The sequence below is a fragment of the Alkalicoccobacillus porphyridii genome (assembly GCF_007293315.1).
In the GTDB taxonomy this organism is placed as follows: domain Bacteria; phylum Bacillota; class Bacilli; order Bacillales; family Bacillaceae_D; genus Alkalicoccobacillus; species Alkalicoccobacillus porphyridii.
Window position 1 is genome coordinate 394107 of the sequence record NZ_VLXZ01000001.1, and the last position, 19690, is coordinate 413796.

At 40.1% G+C, this 19690-nt stretch carries 17 protein-coding genes; 1 reads left to right on the forward strand and 16 read right to left on the reverse strand.

Annotated elements, in window-relative coordinates; all coding sequences use genetic code 11:
- Window positions 1–95: 95 nt before the first annotated feature.
- From FN960_RS01865 to cspD, 9 genes are all read right to left on the reverse strand, one after another.
- A complete protein-coding gene (locus tag FN960_RS01865) occupies window positions 96–1760 on the reverse strand; it encodes a YndJ family protein (RefSeq protein ID WP_143846668.1) in 1665 nt (554 codons plus the stop codon).
- A gap of 120 nt (window positions 1761–1880) precedes the next feature.
- A complete protein-coding gene (locus FN960_RS01870; protein ID WP_143846669.1) occupies window positions 1881–3287 on the reverse strand; it encodes a murein hydrolase activator EnvC family protein in 1407 nt (468 codons plus the stop codon).
- A 46-nt stretch (window positions 3288–3333) separates the two neighbouring features.
- Window positions 3334–4227 (reverse strand): permease-like cell division protein FtsX, encoded by an 894-nt coding sequence (gene ftsX / locus FN960_RS01875; protein WP_143846670.1) that lies wholly within the window; start codon window positions 4225–4227, stop codon window positions 3334–3336.
- The gene (gene ftsE / locus FN960_RS01880) at window positions 4217–4903 is read right to left on the reverse strand and encodes a cell division ATP-binding protein FtsE (RefSeq protein ID WP_143846671.1); all 687 of its coding nucleotides are present in this window, start codon (window positions 4901–4903) and stop codon (window positions 4217–4219) included. Before ftsE ends, ftsX begins: the two co-directional genes overlap by 11 nt.
- A 295-nt stretch (window positions 4904–5198) precedes the next feature.
- Complete coding sequence (locus tag FN960_RS01885; protein WP_143846672.1) at window positions 5199–6044, reverse strand: YitT family protein; 846 nt, start codon at window positions 6042–6044, stop codon at window positions 5199–5201.
- 1300 nt (window positions 6045–7344) lie between these two features.
- Window positions 7345–8449, reverse strand: a protein-coding gene (prfB, locus tag FN960_RS01890) for a peptide chain release factor 2 (protein ID WP_143846673.1) whose coding sequence is annotated in 2 segments (ribosomal slippage) — window positions 7345–8376 and window positions 8378–8449 — 1104 coding nt in all. Because the reading frame shifts where the segments join, the coding sequence is not laid out codon by codon here.
- Window positions 8450–8484: 35 nt separating this feature from the next.
- Window positions 8485–11007, reverse strand: coding sequence for a preprotein translocase subunit SecA (secA, locus tag FN960_RS01895; protein ID WP_143846674.1), 2523 nt, complete (start codon window positions 11005–11007; stop codon window positions 8485–8487).
- Between the two features lie 173 nt (window positions 11008–11180).
- Complete coding sequence (gene hpf, locus FN960_RS01900; RefSeq protein ID WP_143846675.1) at window positions 11181–11741, reverse strand: ribosome hibernation-promoting factor, HPF/YfiA family; 561 nt, start codon at window positions 11739–11741, stop codon at window positions 11181–11183.
- 161 nt (window positions 11742–11902) lie between these two features.
- Entirely contained in the window at window positions 11903–12100 is a 198-nt protein-coding gene (gene cspD / locus FN960_RS01905; protein ID WP_143846676.1) for a cold-shock protein CspD, read from the reverse strand.
- A gap of 397 nt (window positions 12101–12497) precedes the next feature.
- Between cspD and FN960_RS01910 the strand changes: the two genes are divergently transcribed.
- Window positions 12498–13463, forward strand: coding sequence for a DUF6612 family protein (locus FN960_RS01910; RefSeq protein ID WP_143846677.1), 966 nt, complete (start codon window positions 12498–12500; stop codon window positions 13461–13463).
- Window positions 13464–14267: 804 nt separating this feature from the next.
- Here FN960_RS01910 and fliT read toward each other — a convergent pair.
- From fliT to FN960_RS01945, 7 genes are all read right to left on the reverse strand, one after another.
- Window positions 14268–14627 (reverse strand): flagellar protein FliT, encoded by a 360-nt coding sequence (gene fliT / locus FN960_RS01915; RefSeq protein WP_143846678.1) that lies wholly within the window; start codon window positions 14625–14627, stop codon window positions 14268–14270.
- Window positions 14627–15028, reverse strand: coding sequence for a flagellar export chaperone FliS (gene fliS / locus FN960_RS01920; RefSeq protein ID WP_143846679.1), 402 nt, complete (start codon window positions 15026–15028; stop codon window positions 14627–14629). Before fliS ends, fliT begins: the two co-directional genes overlap by 1 nt.
- A gap of 22 nt (window positions 15029–15050) precedes the next feature.
- A complete protein-coding gene (fliD, locus tag FN960_RS01925; protein ID WP_143846680.1) occupies window positions 15051–17039 on the reverse strand; it encodes a flagellar filament capping protein FliD in 1989 nt (662 codons plus the stop codon).
- Between the two features lie 99 nt (window positions 17040–17138).
- The gene (gene flaG, locus FN960_RS01930) at window positions 17139–17483 is read right to left on the reverse strand and encodes a flagellar protein FlaG (protein WP_143846681.1); all 345 of its coding nucleotides are present in this window, start codon (window positions 17481–17483) and stop codon (window positions 17139–17141) included.
- Window positions 17484–17582: 99 nt separating this feature from the next.
- Complete coding sequence (gene csrA, locus FN960_RS01935) at window positions 17583–17807, reverse strand: carbon storage regulator CsrA (RefSeq protein ID WP_143846682.1); 225 nt, start codon at window positions 17805–17807, stop codon at window positions 17583–17585.
- A gap of 1 nt (window position 17808) precedes the next feature.
- Window positions 17809–18255 (reverse strand): flagellar assembly protein FliW, encoded by a 447-nt coding sequence (gene fliW / locus FN960_RS01940; RefSeq protein WP_143846683.1) that lies wholly within the window; start codon window positions 18253–18255, stop codon window positions 17809–17811.
- Window positions 18256–19122: 867 nt separating this feature from the next.
- Window positions 19123–19686, reverse strand: a complete 564-nt coding sequence (locus FN960_RS01945; RefSeq protein ID WP_143846684.1) for a DUF6470 family protein — start codon at window positions 19684–19686, stop codon at window positions 19123–19125.
- Window positions 19687–19690 lie beyond the last annotated feature (4 nt).

Genomic DNA, 19690 nt, shown 5'->3' on the forward strand with positions numbered 1-19690 from the left:
TTAAAACATCACGGTACTCGCTCATTTTATGCTCAGCTTGTACTGATTATGTCGCTTCTCGATTACTACCATTTTAGACGTTCAATAGTTTGAAGTCAAAGCTGTTTTTCCAGCTTACATGTAATTTCATATTCGATCGTTAAACACCTTAGTTTAAAGAAATATAGCTGATGAACGGCCGTAAGTCGATTCGAATTCTCGTGCGCCTTCACATGAAAATATTCTTCTATAGGTAAACGCAATGTCCAATTACCAAACATCGTAAGGTACACGCCTTCGTCCCCTAATTGATTCTTTTTTCTAAAACTAGTTAAAATTAATCCATTGTTAGAATCGTGCTGAGGCCGCAATATACCGGTCATTACGGATCCAGGTAATGGAAGAGCAATATCCATATATACTTTTTCATCTGTTTGATAATAAGCATAAAAAGCCACAAAGATTTCTTTTTCTGTTGAATGATCTTGACGAATCCAGGCTCTAACTGGATGTCGACCGTCAATTGACTCATCTATGTTATAAATTATAGCTTTCATTCTCTGTTTCATAGGATGCTTTCGATTAGGTTGCAGATGGAGCTGCGCTATCTTACCAGTAACAAAAGAATAGATGTGCGATAGCGGTTTATACACCCCATGCCAAGAAGTAACAGCCACCATATCATAATCATTGGTGTTCTCATAAAATTGAAGAATACGACGATCAACAACCTCTGAGTTAAAGCTAGGCTGATTAAAAACCGAGAAGCGATCTACAAGTCCAGACACAGCTCGTTCTTTATTTAATATGCGACTTTTCTCAAGAAACCCGTTACCTATCTTAAAGCCTCCACGTAATTGACTGAGTCGAAACTGTCCAAAATGAAACGGTGGTTGCGGCCTCAACAAGCTCCAGCCAGCTAGAGTTAAAAAACTGTACCCAAATGCTTGAACATATCCATGATATCTAACCATCATATCAATAGCGATGTAAGAGTTTCCAAAAGAGATACCCGTGCTATAAATCACAGTTAAAAGCATCGCTGCCACAGATAAACTAGCAGCTAACCCAACGAAAATCCTCGCAAGTATTATCCCTTTTTGAGTTAACATCAATCGAATGCTTTCTATTGCTAACCACATCATCATCGCTGTATAAAAAACAACAAAGCTAATATCAAAGATACCACCCAAGGTAATTCCCAATCCTACGAGGATCGGCCCCACTATGATTCCTGTTGTTAAAAATACAAACCCTTTTATTCGAATGTTTAGTGCAGCTACATAACGCCCAAGCATACCAGCAGCAATAGGGACAACTAAACTCGAGTAATGGAAATGAACAGCAGTTAATAACACAATCACAGGAGAAAAAGGCAGCCCCTCAATGCCTGACTGACTTAGCAGCAGCCATAACCCACCTGCGGGCATATATATGAACGCTGCGTCGATTGCATTCTCCTCAGCTCGTCTAAAACCCCTGACCGCCGCTCTTGAGAAACCTTTAGCGGCCGCCCATAGGGTGTAAGCAAACCATACACTTGCAAGAATCGCAGCATAAAGTCCAGGCTCAATAAGTAAGCTAATTGCACCTGTAAGTGAAAACAGAGGCTGCATCAATAGAAAGGCATCATGTTTCTTGCTTCTATGATAAGCAAGCAGCAAAACCATCGGGAATAAAACAAGAATCGAAAAAGATAATAAAATATGAATAGAGGTTGGCATCAACCATGCTAGGATAATCCAAAAACCAAACCCTAAAATCCATTGTTTCTGTATCAAAAGCTTCCCCCTGAATTATGTATTCGTATAAAATAAGCACTATCTACACCATGATTGTATCATCCTTAAGCGGAGATCAAAAATGGTAGATAGTGCTTGTCTGCTTTTATATGAGATTAATTATCTAGATACATAGTTTAACGGATTAACAGAGTTAGATTTTGAGCCATTCCAGCTTCCTTCATGAACTTCAAAATGAAGGTGAGCACCAAATGATTGCCCTGTATTCCCCATCAGTCCAACCTGTTGCGATGTTGAAACTCTTTGACCAGCACTTACGTCAATTCGATCAAGATGGGCATAAAGAGTAGTGACTGTGCGACCATCAACCACATGAGTAATAATGACTGTGTTACCGTACCCATTCATCCACCCAGCAGAAGAAACAGTTCCTTCTCTTGAGGCAACAACCGGTACATCACCAGTACGTCCATTTTTACCAAAATCGATTCCGTGATGCATTTTACCCCAACGCTGTCCATAAGTTGATGTAACAGAACCAGTTGTTGGTCTAACGAATCCACTTGCTGAGCGTTGCTCCGTTGTTTCGTTTTTCACCTGAGGAGCAGGGTTTGATTGTGAAGAGCTTGAACCAGAACTTGAGTTTCCGCTTCCACCACTAGAGCTACTTTGAGACGCTGTGCTGTTACTTGTAGCTTCTTCTTGCTTAGCTTTTGCTTTTGCCGCTTCCTCTTGGCGTTTTTTCTCTTCTTCTTCCTGACGTTTCTTTTCTTCAGCTATACGCTGTTGTTCAGCTTCCCACTCCTTAAGCTCTTGCTCAAAAGCAGCTTCTTGCTGGCTAAGAATTTGATCTTCGTTTTCAATTTCACCAAGTTCAGCTTCTAGCTCGTCTTCCTTATGTTGAAGGTCGCCACGTTTGTTGTCCTTTTCAGAACGTTGTACTTCAAGATCTGCTTTTAGATCTTCTAAGTCTTTTAGATGCCCTTCTAAATTACTAAGCTCTTGTTCTACCTCTGCTTTAGCAGCTTCTAAGGCTTCATGATCAGCAACATGTGCATCAAGAATTGATTTATCTTGAGTTGCAATAGTACTTAGTGCGTTCACACGGTCAAGTAAATCACCAAAATCTTTTGCCCCTAAAATAACTTCAAGGTAATTTACTTCGCCACCTGATTTATACATCGTATTAGCACGATCTTTTAATAATTCGTCGCGTTCAGCAATGCGTTCTTCAAGTTCAATGATTTCTTCTTTTAGCTGTTCAATGTGAGCTTCTACTTCCGCAATTTCAGCTTCTTTTTCTGAGATTTTCTCAGCAGTTTCAGCCTCTTGTTTTTCAAGCTCACGAATTTCATTACTTAATGCTTCCATCTCTTGCTTAAGCCCTGCTACCTCAGCTTCTTTTTGGTTTGCTAGCTCTTGATTTTGTTCGCGTTCACTTTGCACATCAGCAATCTTATTTTTAATCTCATCATTTGCTAAGGCTGAGTTTGTTAAACCACCAAACCCAACCGTTGAGAACGTAATTGCTGCAGCTAGTGTCACATATCCTACTTGCTTCTTCATTAACTCATTTCCTCCTTAAGGTATCTGCACAATAATTAATTTTGGATTATACTTTCAGGAATTTCCGTACGGACATCGTACTGCCCCAGACTCCGATAAATAGCCCAACCGCTAACAACAACAATGCGATTTGTAGCATATATGGATAAACTGGCAACAAGGCAAAGAATTGACCTTCAATCTGCGATCCGTAATTATCGTATATATAACTATAACCATATATCACTAGTAGAATTGGTAGTAGCGCACCAATTAAACCTAACAGAAGTCCTTCTACAAAAAACGGCCATCTGATAAAACCATTTGTTGCTCCTACCAGTTTCATAATTCGTATTTCTTTTCTTCTGGCAAGTATAGTTAGCTTAATTGTATTAGCTATGAGGAACATAGCGGTTAGCATCATCGCCACAACAAGCCCAAGTCCAATATATCGACCAACATTTGTTACCTGCAAAAGTCTTTCTACAACATCTTGTCCATAATTAACTGTGTCAACGTAGCCAAGCTCTGAGATCTCGTTTGCTACGCTCTCTATTAGCTGTGGACTATTTGCTTCTACGACAAACATGTCGTTAAGCGGGTTTTCTTCACGAACGGATTCAAATGCTTGTCCTCCGTCTCCTAAACTATCAATTAAATTAGATAAGCCTTCATCTTTCCCTAAGAAGGTAACACTTTGTACATCGCCTATTTCTTCTATGTTTGCTCTTAACTCTTCCTGCTGTTCTTCATTCGCCGTAAGCTCTATGTAGGTTCTGATTTCAACATCATCTTCAACCTGAGTGGCCATATGGTTCATGTTCAGAATAAGCAGAAGAAACATTCCTACTACTAAAAGCATGACAGCAACTGCACTGATGGATGCAAAAGTCATCCAGCCGTTACGCCCTAAATTCTTAGTTCCTTCTTTAAGATGGCGGCCGACGGTTCTAAACTTCATAACCGTAGTTCCCCCTTAATTCATCACGGACAACCCGTCCGCTTTCAATTGCAATAACTCGTCGTTTTAATGTGTTTACAATGCTTTTATTATGGGTAGCCATAATAATAGTGGTGCCGCGGTGACTTATATCGTCTAAGATATCCATAATCCCCCACGCTGTATCAGGGTCAAGGTTACCAGTGGGCTCGTCCGCAATTAAAACCTCTGGGCGATTCACAATGGCTCTAGCAATAGCAACTCGTTGCTGTTCACCACCAGATAATTCATCGGGAAGAAATTTAGCTTTCCCTTTTAGCTTTACGATATCGAGTACTTCCATGACTCTTCTTTTAATAGAAGTTGAGGGTTCTTCGATAACTTCAAGTGCAAAGGCTACATTTTCAAAGACCGTTAAAGTTGGCAACAGCTTAAAATCTTGAAATATGACACCTATTCTTCTTCTTAACTTAGGAACATGCCGTTCTTTAATGGCATTAAGCTTGGTTGTGTCAATAATGACATCACCTTTAGTAGCTTTTTCTTCTCTATATAGTAATCGGATAAAAGTAGATTTACCAGCTCCACTTGGTCCAACTATGTAGACAAACTCGCCTTTTTCTATTTTAAGGGTCATTCCATTAATGGCTTTAACATTGTTTGGATAGACCTTCCATACATCCTTCAATTCAATCATACATTCACTTCCTTGCAGTCATGCTTAAACCTTGTGTGTCATTGTAGAAAAAACACTAATTGTAAAAGCTCTTGTCGTAATGCACGTTTATTATAACATTCATAGCCGAAAAGTTTTATTACAGTTTTATTTCAGTTTATGACATAAAGCGATTGTTTTTATGTAAATCCTTACTTTTTTCAGGACTAAACAACTGTGCAACATGGCCGACTTTAAACATCCTTTATATTAAATAGTAATAAATACCCATTAAATTTTTCGCATAAATCAACACAATCTGATACTTTCATGTCATTTAATGCGGCTCTTTAAATCCTTCTCCAAGGACTTCTGTTGCATTCGACACTATGACAAAAGCGGTAGGATCCGCAAGGCGAACGACTTCTTTTAGCTTTGTTACTTCAGTTTGATTGACTACGCACATAAGCACGGGTCTTTCTTCATTAGTATAGCCGCCATATCCACTTAATTTTGTAACACCACGATCAATATCTCGGATAATATATTCTTTCACAACTTCTTCTTTTTTTGAGATGATGTATGCTATTTTTGCGTAGCCAAAGCCCATTTGCACGATATCAATCGTTTTCCCTGTGACAAAGAGGGAAATTAACGCATATAGAGCCAGCTCCATCCCAAACACAACAGCTGATGAAATGACAACAAGCCCATCTATTAATGCAACACAAAAACCGGCAGTGAGCCCTGTATATTTCTGTAAGATCTGTGCAGCAAGATCTGTTCCTCCAGTGCTAGCTCTTGCTTTAAAGGCAAGTCCTAATCCAGCTCCTACTCCAATACCACCGAACAGTGCTCCTAAAAGAGGGTCTGTAAATCCTACATCCCAATCTCGCGTTAAAAAAACTACCAATGGCAAAAAAAGTGTTCCGGCAAGGGTCTTTGTACCATAATTAAGTCCGCCCAGCAAAATAAGCCCAGCTAGAAATAATGGAATGTTAAACGCCCATTGAATATATGCCGGCTCTATACCTGTGAGACTCGTTAGAATGGTACTAATACCACTAACTCCACCTGGTGCAATTTGATTAGGTAGCAAAAACAAATTAAACGCTATCGCTACAATAGCAGAGCCCGTTAAAATATATAGGTAATCTATAAGCTTTCGTTGTACCGAATTCATGTTGCTGCTCCTTCTATATGTATCACATAATTATTAAAAGTCCGAAAGTAGTATAGCATTGCCTACTAGAGCTGTAAACGCGCCTTTGGTGACGCGTTAGCATGGTAGTGTATTACTAGTTTCACCAAACACTCCGAAAATCAGACAGAAGTAAGAGTGACAACCTCTTCAATTTCAGCCTGTCACTGTTATTCCATAGTGAACGGCTACCCATTTATGCGTAAATGAATCTAAGGTTTTATGAATAGAGGTCTGCTCATGATTCGTTCTTCGTCCGTCGCTCCCAAAATAGGGGGGACACTTACCGCGGGAAGGTAATGAGCTAACCCGACTCCGTCGATTTATCTCAATGAACCTCTACATCGTGGTCACTGAAAAGTCATGTGAAAATGAGCTGAATGGCGCCGCTACAGGAGAACCCTACGCTTTCCGCGGGAACGGCCTCAGCCCTTGAAGTGGAAGGGCGCCACTTCAATGTCTTCAGACGCGTTCTGTTCCGCAGGAGTCTTCGGGTTCTCCTTCCGCTATGTTCTGACTTAACCAATTGATGAAGGTTTACAGTCTTAAAAAGCTTCTTTTTCAGTGCGCTCCTTTTTATCCCGTAGATGTCGGCCCTCCTATTTTGTTCGCTTATTTTAGATAAGCATTGAGATGATTATTTTTACAATAATAAGGACTTGACCAGACTCGTGCTTGCCCGTAGGAGCAGGATTCTAGGATTCTGGCTACTCTAATTAAGTGTTACTCACTTCAGGTTAAGTTTCAGGTTAATACATGTAGACGCTGAATACGTCAGTTCACCGCCCGCCCGCGGTTACGTGCTCTATCCAGGGAGCGACGCCGAAGTCCTAATCATAAGACCATACTCCATAACTAATAGTAACTTGTTAGCATAAGCTTTGAAAACCGCAATCATACCAAAGCTAAATTCCACATAAACTTAACCCTCCCCCCTCAGCGGACGGGATAGGGGCCGACTCCTAAGGGATTTACGGGCAGAGTTGAAATGAACTGGCGCCAGCCAGTTTAGTTCAACGCCCGCCCTAGGAAAGCGTGCCCCTATCCAGGGAGCGGCGCCGAAGCCTCCTTCATAAGGTCATACACCGTAACTAGTGCAAGTGATAGCTAATCAGACTTTTAAAACTGCGATCATACCAAAGCTATACCCCCTCAAATAACATGATCCTCTCCCTAAGCAGATGGAATACCTAGAGGGAGAAAGTGCAGAAGCTCTATATATAGAAGGACTCCATTAAAAAAAGCCTGTCGACACTTATACTTTGTCGACAGACTCAACATTTTATAGAGCTAAGCTTGAACGAAGGTATGCATCAATAAATGGATCAATGTCGCCGTCCATAACCGAGCTAGTGTTACCTATCTCATGGTTTGTGCGATGATCCTTAACCATACTGTACGGATGGAAAACATACGAACGAATTTGGCTTCCCCAGCCAATGTCTTTCTGTTCTCCTCTAATTTCAGCAAGTTCCTGCTGCTGTTCTTCAATCTTAAGCTGATATAGCTTGGCTTTCATCATCTTCATGGCTTGTTCACGGTTTTTAATCTGAGAACGTTCATTTTGGCAGGTAACCACCGTGTTTGTGGGTAAGTGGGTAATTCGAACAGCTGAATCCGTTGTATTGATATGCTGACCTCCTGCCCCGCTTGCCCTATACGTGTCTACCTTTAAATCCTCTGTGTTAATCTCAATCTCTACATTCTCATCTAATTCAGGCATGATTTCACAAGAAACAAAGGAGGTATGTCTGCGTCCTGAAGAGTCAAAAGGAGAAATTCGCACAAGACGATGAACTCCCTTTTCAGCTTTTAAATACCCGTACGCATTATGGCCCTTGATTAAAAGAGTGACACTTTTCACCCCAGCTTCATCACCAGGCAAATAGTTCATTGTTTCTACTTTAAAGCCTTTTTTCTCCGCCCATCTTGTGTACATCCGTAATAGCATGGAGGCCCAGTCCTGTGACTCTGTTCCGCCTGCGCCCGGGTGTAGTTCAAGGATGGCATTATTCCGGTCATAAGGCTCACTTAATAAAAGATGAAGCTCGAATTGGTCAATATCTTTGATGAGCTGAGTTACACCTGACGCAAGCTCCACTTCAAGCTCTTTGTCGCCTTCTTCTTTTACTAATTCATAGGAAACCTCAAGATCCTCATACGTAGTTTCCATTGCAAGGAATTTATCTACCTGTTCCTTTAATCCATTTGATTCATTAATAACCGATTGAGCAGCATCTTGATCATTCCAAAATTCAGGATCTGTCATTTTCTCTTCAAGTTCAGCAATTCGCTCTTGCTTTTCATCTAAGTCAAAGTGACCCCCTAAAGTCTACAATACGCTTCTCAATTAAAGCCAACTCTTGCTTGATTTCCGTCATGTCCATTGCTTTTTGACCCCCGCAATTACCGTACCTGAATCTTATTGATTTTGGCCGCAGCAATTTTTATATTTTTTTCCACTACCACAAATACACGGATCATTTCTTCCAATGACCTCGCCCTTTTGAATTGGTTTTCTTTTAGGCTTTTTACCTTCTCCATCCACACTCTGTTGTACAGCTTTTCCTTCAGCCACCTTCTGGCGCTCAAGATTTTGTTGCACTTGTGCTTTCATAATGTACATAGAAACTTCTTCTTCAATATCAGCAATCATCGCTTCAAACATTTCAAAGCCTTCAAAACGGTATTCTCTGAGTGGATCATTTTGACCATACGCGCGTAAATGGATTCCTTGGCGTAGTTGATCCATTTGGTCAATATGATTCATCCACTTACGATCAACCGTACGAAGAAGAATAACCTTTTCAAATTCTCTCATATGCTCTGGCGTGAACTGCTCTTCTTTAGCCTTATACGCCTGAAGAACTTTTTCCGTCACAATCTCAATTACTTCTGGTGTATCCTTACCCTTTATTTCACTTTCAGTAAGCTCACCCTCGGTTAGGAGCTGCGTATTCATATAATTAGCAATGGCTGAAAGATCCCAATCCTCTTGTACTTCACTTTCAGGTGTATGAAGTGTGACAATTCGTTCAATCACAGATGTCATCATATCTTCAACGATTTTACTTAAGTTATCAGATTCCAAGAGCTCCATACGCTGCTTATAAATAATCTCACGTTGCTCTCGCATGACATCATCATATTGAAGAATCTGCTTACGAGCATCAAAGTTATTTCCTTCTACTCGTTTTTGCGCGGTTTCTACAGCTTTAGAAACAATTTTACTTTCAATTGGCTGGTCTTCTTCCATTCCTAAGCGTTCCATCATCGTTCTCATATTATCCGAACCAAAGCGGCGCATTAACTCATCTTCCATTGATAAATAGAATTGTGAAGAACCTGCATCCCCTTGACGTCCAGCACGTCCACGCAGTTGATTATCAATACGTCTACTTTCATGTCGTTCCGTACCTAATACATGTAATCCACCAAGCTCCAAGACACCTTGTCCTAGCTTAATGTCTGTACCACGACCTGCCATGTTAGTCGCAATTGTAACCGCACCTTTTTGACCAGCATTTTCAATAATCTCAGCCTCACGCTCATGGTTTTTCGCATTAAGAACATGGTGCTGAATTCGGCGCTGTTTTAAGTACTTTGATACAAGTTCGGATGTTTCCACACTAACTGTACCTACTAACACAGGCTGCCCTGATTTATGAAGCTCTTCTATCTGTAACACAACCGCACGGAACTTTGATTCCATGGTTTTATAAATAAGATCTGCTTTATCATCACGAGCAATCGGACGATTTGTCGGGATCACCATAACATCCATACCGTAAATATTTCTAAACTCTTCTTCTTCTGTTTTAGCTGTACCTGTCATACCAGCTAGCTTTTGGTACATTCTGAAATAGTTCTGAAAGGTAATGGATGCAAGTGTCATGCTTTCCTTTTGGATCTGCATGCCTTCCTTCGCTTCGATCGCTTGGTGCAAACCATCGCTGTAACGACGCCCTTTCATTAAACGCCCCGTGAACTGGTCGACAATGACCACTTCACCATCTTCAATCACATAATCAGAGTCGCGTTGCATTACCACATGTGCCTTTAAAGATTGATTTAAATGATGATTAAGCTGAACGTGCTTTTGATCATAAAGGTTCTCAATACGGAAGGCTCGTTCTGCTTTATTGACACCCTCTTCCGTTAACTGAACCGTCTTCGCTTTTTCATCAAACGTATAATCTGTTTCTGCTTTCAGCATACGAATAAATGAGTTCGCCTGCACGTATAGCTGAGTAGTACGTTCCACAGAGCCAGAAATAATGAGTGGTGTTCTAGCCTCATCTACCAAGATGGAATCCACTTCATCGACAAGAGCAAAGTACAGCGGGCGCTGAACCATTTGTTCTTTAAAAAGCACCATATTATCACGCAGGTAATCAAAACCTAACTCGTTATTTGTACTATACGTAACATCCGCTGAATACGCTTCTTGCTTCTCTTCTTTGGAGAGACCTGTCTCATTTAATCCAACTTCAAGCCCTAAAAACTTAAAGATTTCTCCATACTTTTCCATATCACGACGAGCTAAATAATTATTAACCGTGACAATATGAACTCCCTTTCCGGCAAGTGCATTTAGATATACAGCCATCGTACCGACTAGGGTTTTACCTTCACCGGTTTTCATCTCGGCAATATTTCCTTGATGAAGAGCGATGGCACCGTGAACCTGTACACGATATGGAAATTCGTTAATTACACGTCCAGCAGCTTCTCGAGAAACAGCGTAGGCTTCAACCAAAATGTCGTCTAATGTTTCACCGTCTTCTAAACGCTTTTTAAATTCGTACGTTTTATTTTGTAATTCGCTATCAGATAGCTTTTTCATATCATCTGCAAGAGCTTCGACTTTCTCAACCAAACGCTCATTTTTTTTCAGTTGCTTTTGACTTGGATCGCCAATAACTTTCTTTAATAAACCTATCATGGAACTCGTCCTCTCTTCCTTTGCCCTACTAAATGTAATAGGCACCTACACACTACTTAATGCCCATTTTATCAGTTTAAACGGAGCCTTACAAGATGAAGCAGCACTTCGACATCGATTGTCAAGAGAAAAAAGAGCACGGGATCATCCGCACTCTTTTCTCTCGACTATTATTAGGCCTCTGGCTCAATCAAACCGTATTTTCCATCTTTACGACGATAAACTACATTTGTGTCTCCGCCTTCTGCGTTGGAAAAAACAAAGAAATTATGACCTAGCATGTCCATTTGAAGAATAGCCTCTTCGGCATCCATTGGTTTTAAATTAAAACGCTTTGTCCGAACCACTTCTAGATCATCATCCTCAGGTTCAACTTCCTCAGAACCTTCAAGTGGCTCAAGTTCATTTTTAAACATATATTTCAGACTGCCTTCTTGTCTGAATTTACGATTTACTTTTGTTTTGTGTTTACGAATTTGCCGTTCGAGCTTTTCAATGACTCTGTCAATAGCTGCGTACATATCGGAGTGGGTTTCCTCTCCACGCAATAAGAGCTGTGGCATTGGAATGGTAACCTCAACACCTTGTTGGCTGTTAATCACTGATAGCTTGACATTGACATCCGCAACCGGAGTTGTGTCAAAATAACGCTCAAGCTTGCCTACCTTTTTTTCAACGTAGTCACGAAGAGCTGGAGTTACTTCGATGTTCTCACCACGAATATTATAATTCATTAAGAACGCCTCCTTTATATGTATAGATTAACATATTCCCTTAACAATTGCTCTTATAAACCTATTTTTATCTTTATATTTTTACAAAATAAAAAAACCTGCTCGAGAGCAGGTTTTTAATTATTTAGCCATTATTCATTTCCTAAACCCAGGAATGTGAATTAAAGCTTTTCGACGTTTGAAGCTTGAGGTCCACGAGCACCTTCAACGATTTCGAACTCAACTTCTTGACCTTCGTCAAGAGATTTGAAACCTTCTGAGTTGATTGCTGAGAAGTGTACGAATACGTCATCCCCATCTTCACGTTCGATGAAACCAAAACCTTTTTCTGCGTTGAACCATTTTACTTTTCCTTGCATGCTTCACATTCCCTTCGTAACTTAATTCATGTGGTCTTTCCACGTTTTAAATATATCAGTGCAGTATATTAATGTCAAACGCTTCACTTTACGTGTGCTCGTCAAAGTTTGATGATTTCTGACGATTCATATCACCTTATTTGTTAACGCTTTCTTTTAAATCAAGGGTTTACGTAGGTTTTTTGATTTCTTTAGAGTGTGTTTATATTTATCAAAAATTGTCGAAAGATTTTCAAAGATTGTTAGATTTTAAGGTTGAAAATATTAATTGGTTTATAATGGGTCTGATTAATATTATATTCCATGTTACAAAATGGTTTCATTTTCTAAAGATTAGGGAATCAGTGACAACTGGTGTGTATATTTTTTTGTATTTTACAACGGGGAGTGATTTTGCTTGAAGAAAGTAAAATGGTTAACAGTCGGGTTAGTTTGTACAGTGGCACTTGTTGCATGCGGGAATGAAGATGCTTCGACTGAAGAGGCAAATGATACAGAAACAACTGAATCATCTAGTCCAGAAGAATCTACAGAGGTAGACACGGGAGACTCGGAAGAAACGGGAGAAGAAGTGAGTAATGAAAATGATGCTCACACGATTCTGGAGCAGTCTATTGCGGCAATGGAAGATGTGAACAGCTTCAGTATGGAAATGAACACAGAGCAGACTATAGAGATGGATGGCGAAGAGCCAATGCTAACGACCTCCTCTGTTACAATGGATGGCGTACAGGATCCGTTATCTTTTTATCAATTAATTGTTTCATCAGATCCTTCTTCTGGTGAAACATTTGAAATGGAGCAATACTATGTAGATGGCGTCATTTACATGCAAGACCCTATTGATGATCAATGGATGATGATGTCTGGAGACGTATTAGGAATGGATGATCTTGAAGACTTAGAAATGTCACCAGAGGATCAGTTAGACGTTCTGATGGATTTTGCAGAAGAAATCACTGTTGAAGATGAGGGCGATCGCTACGCATTAACTATTAACGGATCTGGGGATGAATTGATGGAGTTGGCTAGAGAATTAGCTAATGCCGAATCAGACCCTTCTATGCAAGATGATATGGACCAGATTTTTGAAGGAACAGAGATTAGTAAACTGGATTACGTTCTATATATAAATAAAGAGACGTACTACCAAGAGGAAATGCATATGGAGCTAGAAATGACTATGGAAGCAGAAGGTGAAACCATTACCATTAGTCAAGTATCTGATAGCCTATTTTCTGGTTTTAATGAGCTTGAAGAAATCGTTGTCCCTGATGACATTCTAGAAAACGCTGAAGAAATTTCTGAAGAAGAGATGGGTGCAATTGAAGGCGAATTTGAAATGGAAGAAGACGATCAATAATAATGTGAGAAACGGGCACAGGGTGTCCCGTTTCTTTTTTTGTGTGCATGTTGTGGTGCTAGTGTAGTGACTAGGTGGCCGACTTCTTGGTAATGAACATATCTTTCTTTATTATGGCCTCATCTTTCTTAGTAAGACACTCTGCCTCTTGGTTACTAGTTCATTCTTCTTTGTAATACAGATATTTTTCTTGCTATCGCTTGTTCCTTCTTGGTAATACACCTAAAGCTCTTGTTAACCATCCCACTCTTCTGAGTAAAGTATCTCAGCTCTGACTGTGTCCAAGTTTATGTGTAAAAGAATATAAGGTTTCTATGGATAGAGGGCGGCTCAGGATTCGTTCTTTGATCGCTAAATATAGGGAGCACGCTCTCCGCGGGAGTACCTGAGCTAATCTGGCTCTGCCATCTTATCTCAATGAACCTTTTTATCGAGGTCACTGAGAAGCAATCTTTATAAGACTGCAAACGTTCTTCAATTGTTTAAGTCAGAACGTTAGCGGAAGGGGAACCCGTAGACTCCTGCGGAACAGAACGTGTCTGAAGACATCGAAGTGGTGGTTTTCCGCTTCGAGGGCTGAGGCCGTTCCCGCGGAAAGCGTAGGGTTCCCCTGTAGCGGAGCCATTCAGCTCATTCTTAAATGACTTTTTACACAATAATAAGGACTTCAGCTCAGCTCTTGGTTAACCGCTCAACTTTCTTGCTCGCTACAACAATCATAAAAAAAGCTTGCCAACATTCTCGTTTAACAAGAATAAGTTGGCAAGCAGAATCAGCATCATCACTTATTATGCCGTATCCTTTTTATACTCCACGTTTATCAAAAAAGGCTCCATCCGTCATACCTTCGTATGGTTGCTCATACTTACGGCCAGTTTCTTTTTTAATTTGAATTTGTTTCAGATCTCTTCTAATCTGATTTTGCAACTGGTGAAGATTTTCTTGAAACACAGCGTTCCTCTTAACTAGTTCGTCCCGAATCTCAAATTCAGAAGGGTCAGTCGTATGATCTGTTAGCTGTTCAATCAACTGACCCCTTTGCACTAACCAGGCATCCAGTTGATTAATAAATTCCATTCTTTCATCATCATCAGCTGGCAGACCTTGTTCCACATGCTTTTGTAGCTCAGCAGTTTGGCTAAGAAGCTGAGTTAAGATGGTCATTAGGCTTTTCCGCCTGATCCATGTCGGTTTTGACGATCCAATTGAATAGCTTGTTTCCATGTATCGCGAAATTCTACGACTAGACCTTCTGCATCTTTTAATGCCTGTTGATCATTTTTAATATTGGCATCAATTAGCTTTGAAAGGATGAACTCGTACATTCTAGACATATCCTTTGCCAAGTCCGTATCGAGTTTTAATGTAACCATTAACTCTCTAATAATATTCTGTGCTTTTGTTAAATACACATTCCGCTTCTCTACATCCTCGTTTTGAATCGCGGCTTCTGCTTGATGAATAAATTTTAGACATCCATTATAAAGCATAAGGGTTAATTCCCCTGGTGAAGCTGTATTTAATGCATTTTGCTTATACGCAGACTGCATAGTTGATACGGTCATTTATTATTCCATCCTTTCCCTATTAGCCATTGCCAAAGAGCTGAGCCATAAGCATATCGCCTTGGTTATTCGCTCGCTGTACAGCGGCTTCCATAGCATTAAATTGAGCCCAATATCTTTTTTCTTTTTGTTCTAATCTCATCTCAAAGTTCTGAATACGTTTTTCTATGTCATTTAGCTCGCGCCCAATTGTGAATTGATGATTCTGAGCGTAGCCTGCGCCACCGGCTCTTTTGGATATTGAATCAACGGTTGTAGAAATAGAGCTTCGTAATCGTCTCGCTAACCCTTTTTCTGCTGTTGTTTCCCCATCTGCGTTAAAAAGATCAAATACCCCATCTGGATCTGCTTCAATGGCAGCTCGGAGCTTGTCTTCATTAATCTCCAATTTCCCTCTAGACATATAATCACTAGAAGTCGTAATGCCTATTGTAGCTAGCTGAGTAAATTCACTGTTTGTGCCGAGTGTTACGGGTGAGTACAACCCTGAACGCATTTGATCAAAGCTACCTCGTAAAAGAGGATCATTTCGCAAATGACCGGCTCTTGCCTTCTCATCCCAGCGCTCAGCTTCTTTTTCAGATAAGCCATCTCGTTCTTCCTGTGTGAGCGGTTCAAAGTCACGACTACGCGACTCTGTCAGCTTTCCATTTACATGATCGAGCAACGCATTATATTTTTCCACAAAATCTTTTATTGTATCTACCACGGAATCAACATCGGTGGAGGCATTTAAAACAACTTCTTGGTCGAAGGTATCTTTTAACGTGACAGTCATGCCACTAATGGTGAATGAATTTGTGCGGCGCTCTGTTTCTAGTCCGTTAACTGTGAAGGATGCGTTGGTTCCCTTTGTTTCATTACCATCCAGTTTCAAAGTCTCTGTCATAAAAGAACCAACAAATGTCATTTCTTTTCCTTCAGTGTTATAAACTCCTGTCTCTTTTCTTGTAACAGAGATTTTACCACTATGATCGTCGAAGAACATGTTAACACCGACATTAGAGTCATTGAAGCTTTTTATAACAGAATCGAGTGACTGTGAATCTGTAAATAGGAAACGCCCTCTGACCGTCTCACCATTTGCATCGACCGTATCAACACCAGCCGCTGTATAGCGTTGCTTATATTCAATGGTGATATTTTCTTCAGGTTCTTCACCCTCAGCAAAGGTAATCTGTCCGGTCTCTGCATTTAAAGTATAGTTAGTATAAACCCTGCCCTCAGCACCCCTAACTTCTACTTCGTGCACATTCCTAACACCAATGTTAAACACACGCTGTGGCTTCTGTCCTTCTGCAGGCTCCTTGTATGTAAAAGACTTTTCAGCACTCTCAGCTGCATATGTTACATCAACCGTTGTTTTAGCGGTAACTTCTTCAGCAAAGGTTAAGGTTCCATCTGCAGCTACGTGTACCTGTCCTTTCGCTAGGTCTATTTCATCTCCCGTTACTACCTCTAATGTTTTTCCGTTGACCTTCACGACGACATCAAACGTATCTCCCTCAGCAAGAGGATTGGCTTTTAATTGGGTTTCTCTAGAACCCGATTCGAGTGTTAATCTCTCTGTTTTAATCGCACCATTTTTCCAAGTTATCTTGTTTTCAAACGAATCATTTAAATCCTTTAAAGAGGATGTCGAAGCCAGTTTTTCAGACTCACCAAAAACCGATCCCTCACTCGCATTCGTCGCAGCTGTAGCTAATTTTGTCACTTTCGAAATCGAAAACGATGTATTCCCTATATTCGAGCTTGCCGTAGCTGTTACTAAATTCGAATTAGAGCTTTCCACCTTGCGTTTTTTCATGACCGAGCTTCTCATTAAATTATCAAAAATGGAGTCGCTAAATGCACGTAGCTTCAGGTTGATCTCACGGTAATCTTCCATTTTCCATTCAAGTTTCGTCTGAGTCCGTATGACCTTATCTAACGGCATACGCTCAGCTCTCATTAAATCCTTAACAATTTGGTCGATGTCCATTCCCGTGGCCATCCCTGATAAACGCATCATTTATTCCCTCACCTCAAATAATAGTCTTTCCTTTTATATCGACAAAACATCTCCGTGTGTTAACAACAAAAAAAGGAGCGAAATCAAGCTCCTTCTTTTTTAAATCCGTTCATCTACAATTAACCCTGCATTTTTTAGCATGGAAGCGACCATATCTAAAAATTCTTCTGGTGGAATCTCCTTAACAACCTCTTTTGTTTGAAGATCCACCACCTGAACATAAATACGGTCCAGATCTTTATGAAGATTAAACTTAATAGATGTAGGAGTGGTACTTAAAAGATCATTCATACTCTCAATTTTATGTTCTAGCGTATCAAGACTGACTTCACGTCCATCTGACTTCTTAGGTTCTTGACTTGTCTGTTGCTGGTTTGTTTGTGTATTCGTTTGTGGATGTACACTCCTGCTAACCGTATCCAACATTGTTGATTTTATCTCCATACATTTCTCCTTCTCTTCATTTTCATAAGTTCCTGGAAGCTTAATTACTTCTGATATCGACCAGTATCCACAAAAAATGAAGGCGGAGTAAGGATTTAGCTATTGTTTTGGCAGGAAGTTCTTTAATCCCTCGATAAATATTCCTTTTGCTGCTTCTCTATTTTCTTCCTGTATAGATAGATATACTTCTTTCCGGTGAATATCTATATGTCGAGGAGCTTCAATCCCAACCTTTACTTGATCTCCTTCAATGGACAAAATAGAAATGGCAATGTCTTCACCAATTTGAATTTGCTCATTTTTTTTACGGCTTAATACGAGCATTTTATTTACTTCCTCCCTCTGTCACCTCTTGAAAAATACGGTGTTTGGTATGGTAGATTGAATCATTGGTGAAAAACTGTTTACCCCGTTTGTTTTCTGTATTAATGACAATAGGGGCTTGTAGATTAGCTGTTGTTAGGTGGAATGGTTCCTGAACAGTCAATAATACATAGACAGCAACGTCTTCTTCTTTAGCTATGTCTAACTGCTCTATCATCGAGTCAGGCAATTGAAACTGGTACTGTGGAACATATTGAAAAGGAGATACTGCTAAAAAAGCAACTTCTGCAGATTCTGTTGATTGAAGGACAAAAAAAGGAGTCCCCTCTTCAAATGGAAGCAGCACATAACTCTTTTGTTCTTCAAATGCTGGCAAGCCAGAAGGTAACGTTATGACTTCATTATCCTTTATCATCATTTCCCCAAAATATTTAGTTTGAATGTGCATCTCTCTCATCCTTTTTTTCATAGTAACTTAAGTATAGGGACGGTTAGTCTTTTAAATCAAGAAATAGTCTGTTATTTTATATAAATTGTAAATAGATAAAACTTAAAACAAAAAATGTATTTTCCTTAAAAAAGTTGAAGGGTTTTGTGGGATTGTGTAGAAACTGTTACTATAGCCCTGCAAAAACTACGTTACCAAAGGAGTATCCTCGTGTTAATTTCTCCAACTTCAAACCAAAAAATGAATGAAACCGTCTCGATCCTACATGATTGCTGTACTTCAAGTTTAGTCAGTCCATATAAGTATGCGCCAATGTTGACTGGCGAAAGGCCAGAGTCTTATGCAGCCCATCATCTATTGGTACAGTGTGAGCAACAAGCAGATCGCTTAAAGGTTCTCATTCATGTCACCAAAACCTTGTATAACAGTCCACACTTTATTGCTTATCTGTCTTCCGAGCTATCCTCATTAGACAGAGTCTACTCACAACTCCCCAATATTTGTGGATTACTCATCTATGACCCCACCCACTGCATAACTATTCGTGCCTTTAATTCAAACGCCTCTAATAGTCAGATATGTGTATACAGTATCTATCCTTTGTTCTCCCCGGAAATCAATAGCTTCTGTTCCACGCCACCAAAATGGACTATTACATCTGAGAGAATAGTAGGTAATAAGAGCCACACTTATATGTTTGATAACTTACAGCTCCAAGCAGATTCTATTATTCAGACGGTTTCAATGTTTTATCTATCTCATCTCAAGGGCTAAGAGATACAACATGTTCTTTCACAAAGTTCAGTATGATCTCTATTTTGGTTTGAAAAGAAGAAAAGCAGCCGTACCTCTTGCGGCTGCTTTTTCTTATACATGTTTCTCAAAGGTAAAGGAGATGGCAGGCTTCTGAACCACCTGCGTTTTTACCTCCCATTTAGGTATTCGCAGGTCTAACGAATTTGCATTCATCTCTATATGAAGCTTCGAATCAGGGGCTATCACTTGGAGATCTCCTCGCTCAACGTGAATTCGAACACGATCTACTGAATGGGGCATGTATTGGATTGTACTAGCTGGGACTTCAGGTGCGAGCTTCTGCTTCGTAAGACTAGCTACAGTAATCCCGCGTTCAATCCTTGCAAGTTGATTCCCCTCATGTGCCTTATCAGCCGCATAGTTCATTGCTGCAGCTTTACCTTGTTGGGCCCATTCCTTCGTAAGTTGAGTAATCTTCTTTAGGTTCGCTTCTTCAAATGCCCTTGATTGGTCTATAAAAAGCTTCGCAGCTTCAGAGCTTATACTAAGAAAATCAGAACCCGTTTTGGTTATTGTCATGTTAACAAATTCTTGGTTTATCGACATTGGCGGCCTAGACGTTTCAGTCTTTAATACTGCAGGAGTTGTTTGAACAAAAAGCCTACTTGTTAACATAAGC

Coding starts and splice junctions, on each gene's coding strand:
- secA (WP_143846674.1), bottom strand. CDS start 11,007: ATGATAGGTTTATTAAAGAAAGTTATTGGCGATCCAAGTCAAAAGCAA.
- fliW (WP_143846683.1), bottom strand. CDS start 18,255: ATGCACATTCAAACTAAATATTTTGGGGAAATGATGATAAAGGATAAT.
- fliD (WP_143846680.1), bottom strand. CDS start 17,039: ATGATGCGTTTATCAGGGATGGCCACGGGAATGGACATCGACCAAATT.
- flaG (WP_143846681.1), bottom strand. CDS start 17,483: ATGGAGATAAAATCAACAATGTTGGATACGGTTAGCAGGAGTGTACAT.
- hpf (WP_143846675.1), bottom strand. CDS start 11,741: ATGAATTATAATATTCGTGGTGAGAACATCGAAGTAACTCCAGCTCTT.
- FN960_RS01870 (WP_143846669.1), bottom strand. CDS start 3,287: ATGAAGAAGCAAGTAGGATATGTGACACTAGCTGCAGCAATTACGTTC.
- csrA (WP_143846682.1), bottom strand. CDS start 17,807: ATGCTCGTATTAAGCCGTAAAAAAAATGAGCAAATTCAAATTGGTGAA.
- fliT (WP_143846678.1), bottom strand. CDS start 14,627: ATGACCATCTTAACTCAGCTTCTTAGCCAAACTGCTGAGCTACAAAAG.
- FN960_RS01885 (WP_143846672.1), bottom strand. CDS start 6,044: ATGAATTCGGTACAACGAAAGCTTATAGATTACCTATATATTTTAACG.
- fliS (WP_143846679.1), bottom strand. CDS start 15,028: ATGACCGTATCAACTATGCAGTCTGCGTATAAGCAAAATGCATTAAAT.
- FN960_RS01945 (WP_143846684.1), bottom strand. CDS start 19,686: ATGTTAACAAGTAGGCTTTTTGTTCAAACAACTCCTGCAGTATTAAAG.
- cspD (WP_143846676.1), bottom strand. CDS start 12,100: ATGCAAGGAAAAGTAAAATGGTTCAACGCAGAAAAAGGTTTTGGTTTC.
- ftsE (WP_143846671.1), bottom strand. CDS start 4,903: ATGATTGAATTGAAGGATGTATGGAAGGTCTATCCAAACAATGTTAAA.
- ftsX (WP_143846670.1), bottom strand. CDS start 4,227: ATGAAGTTTAGAACCGTCGGCCGCCATCTTAAAGAAGGAACTAAGAAT.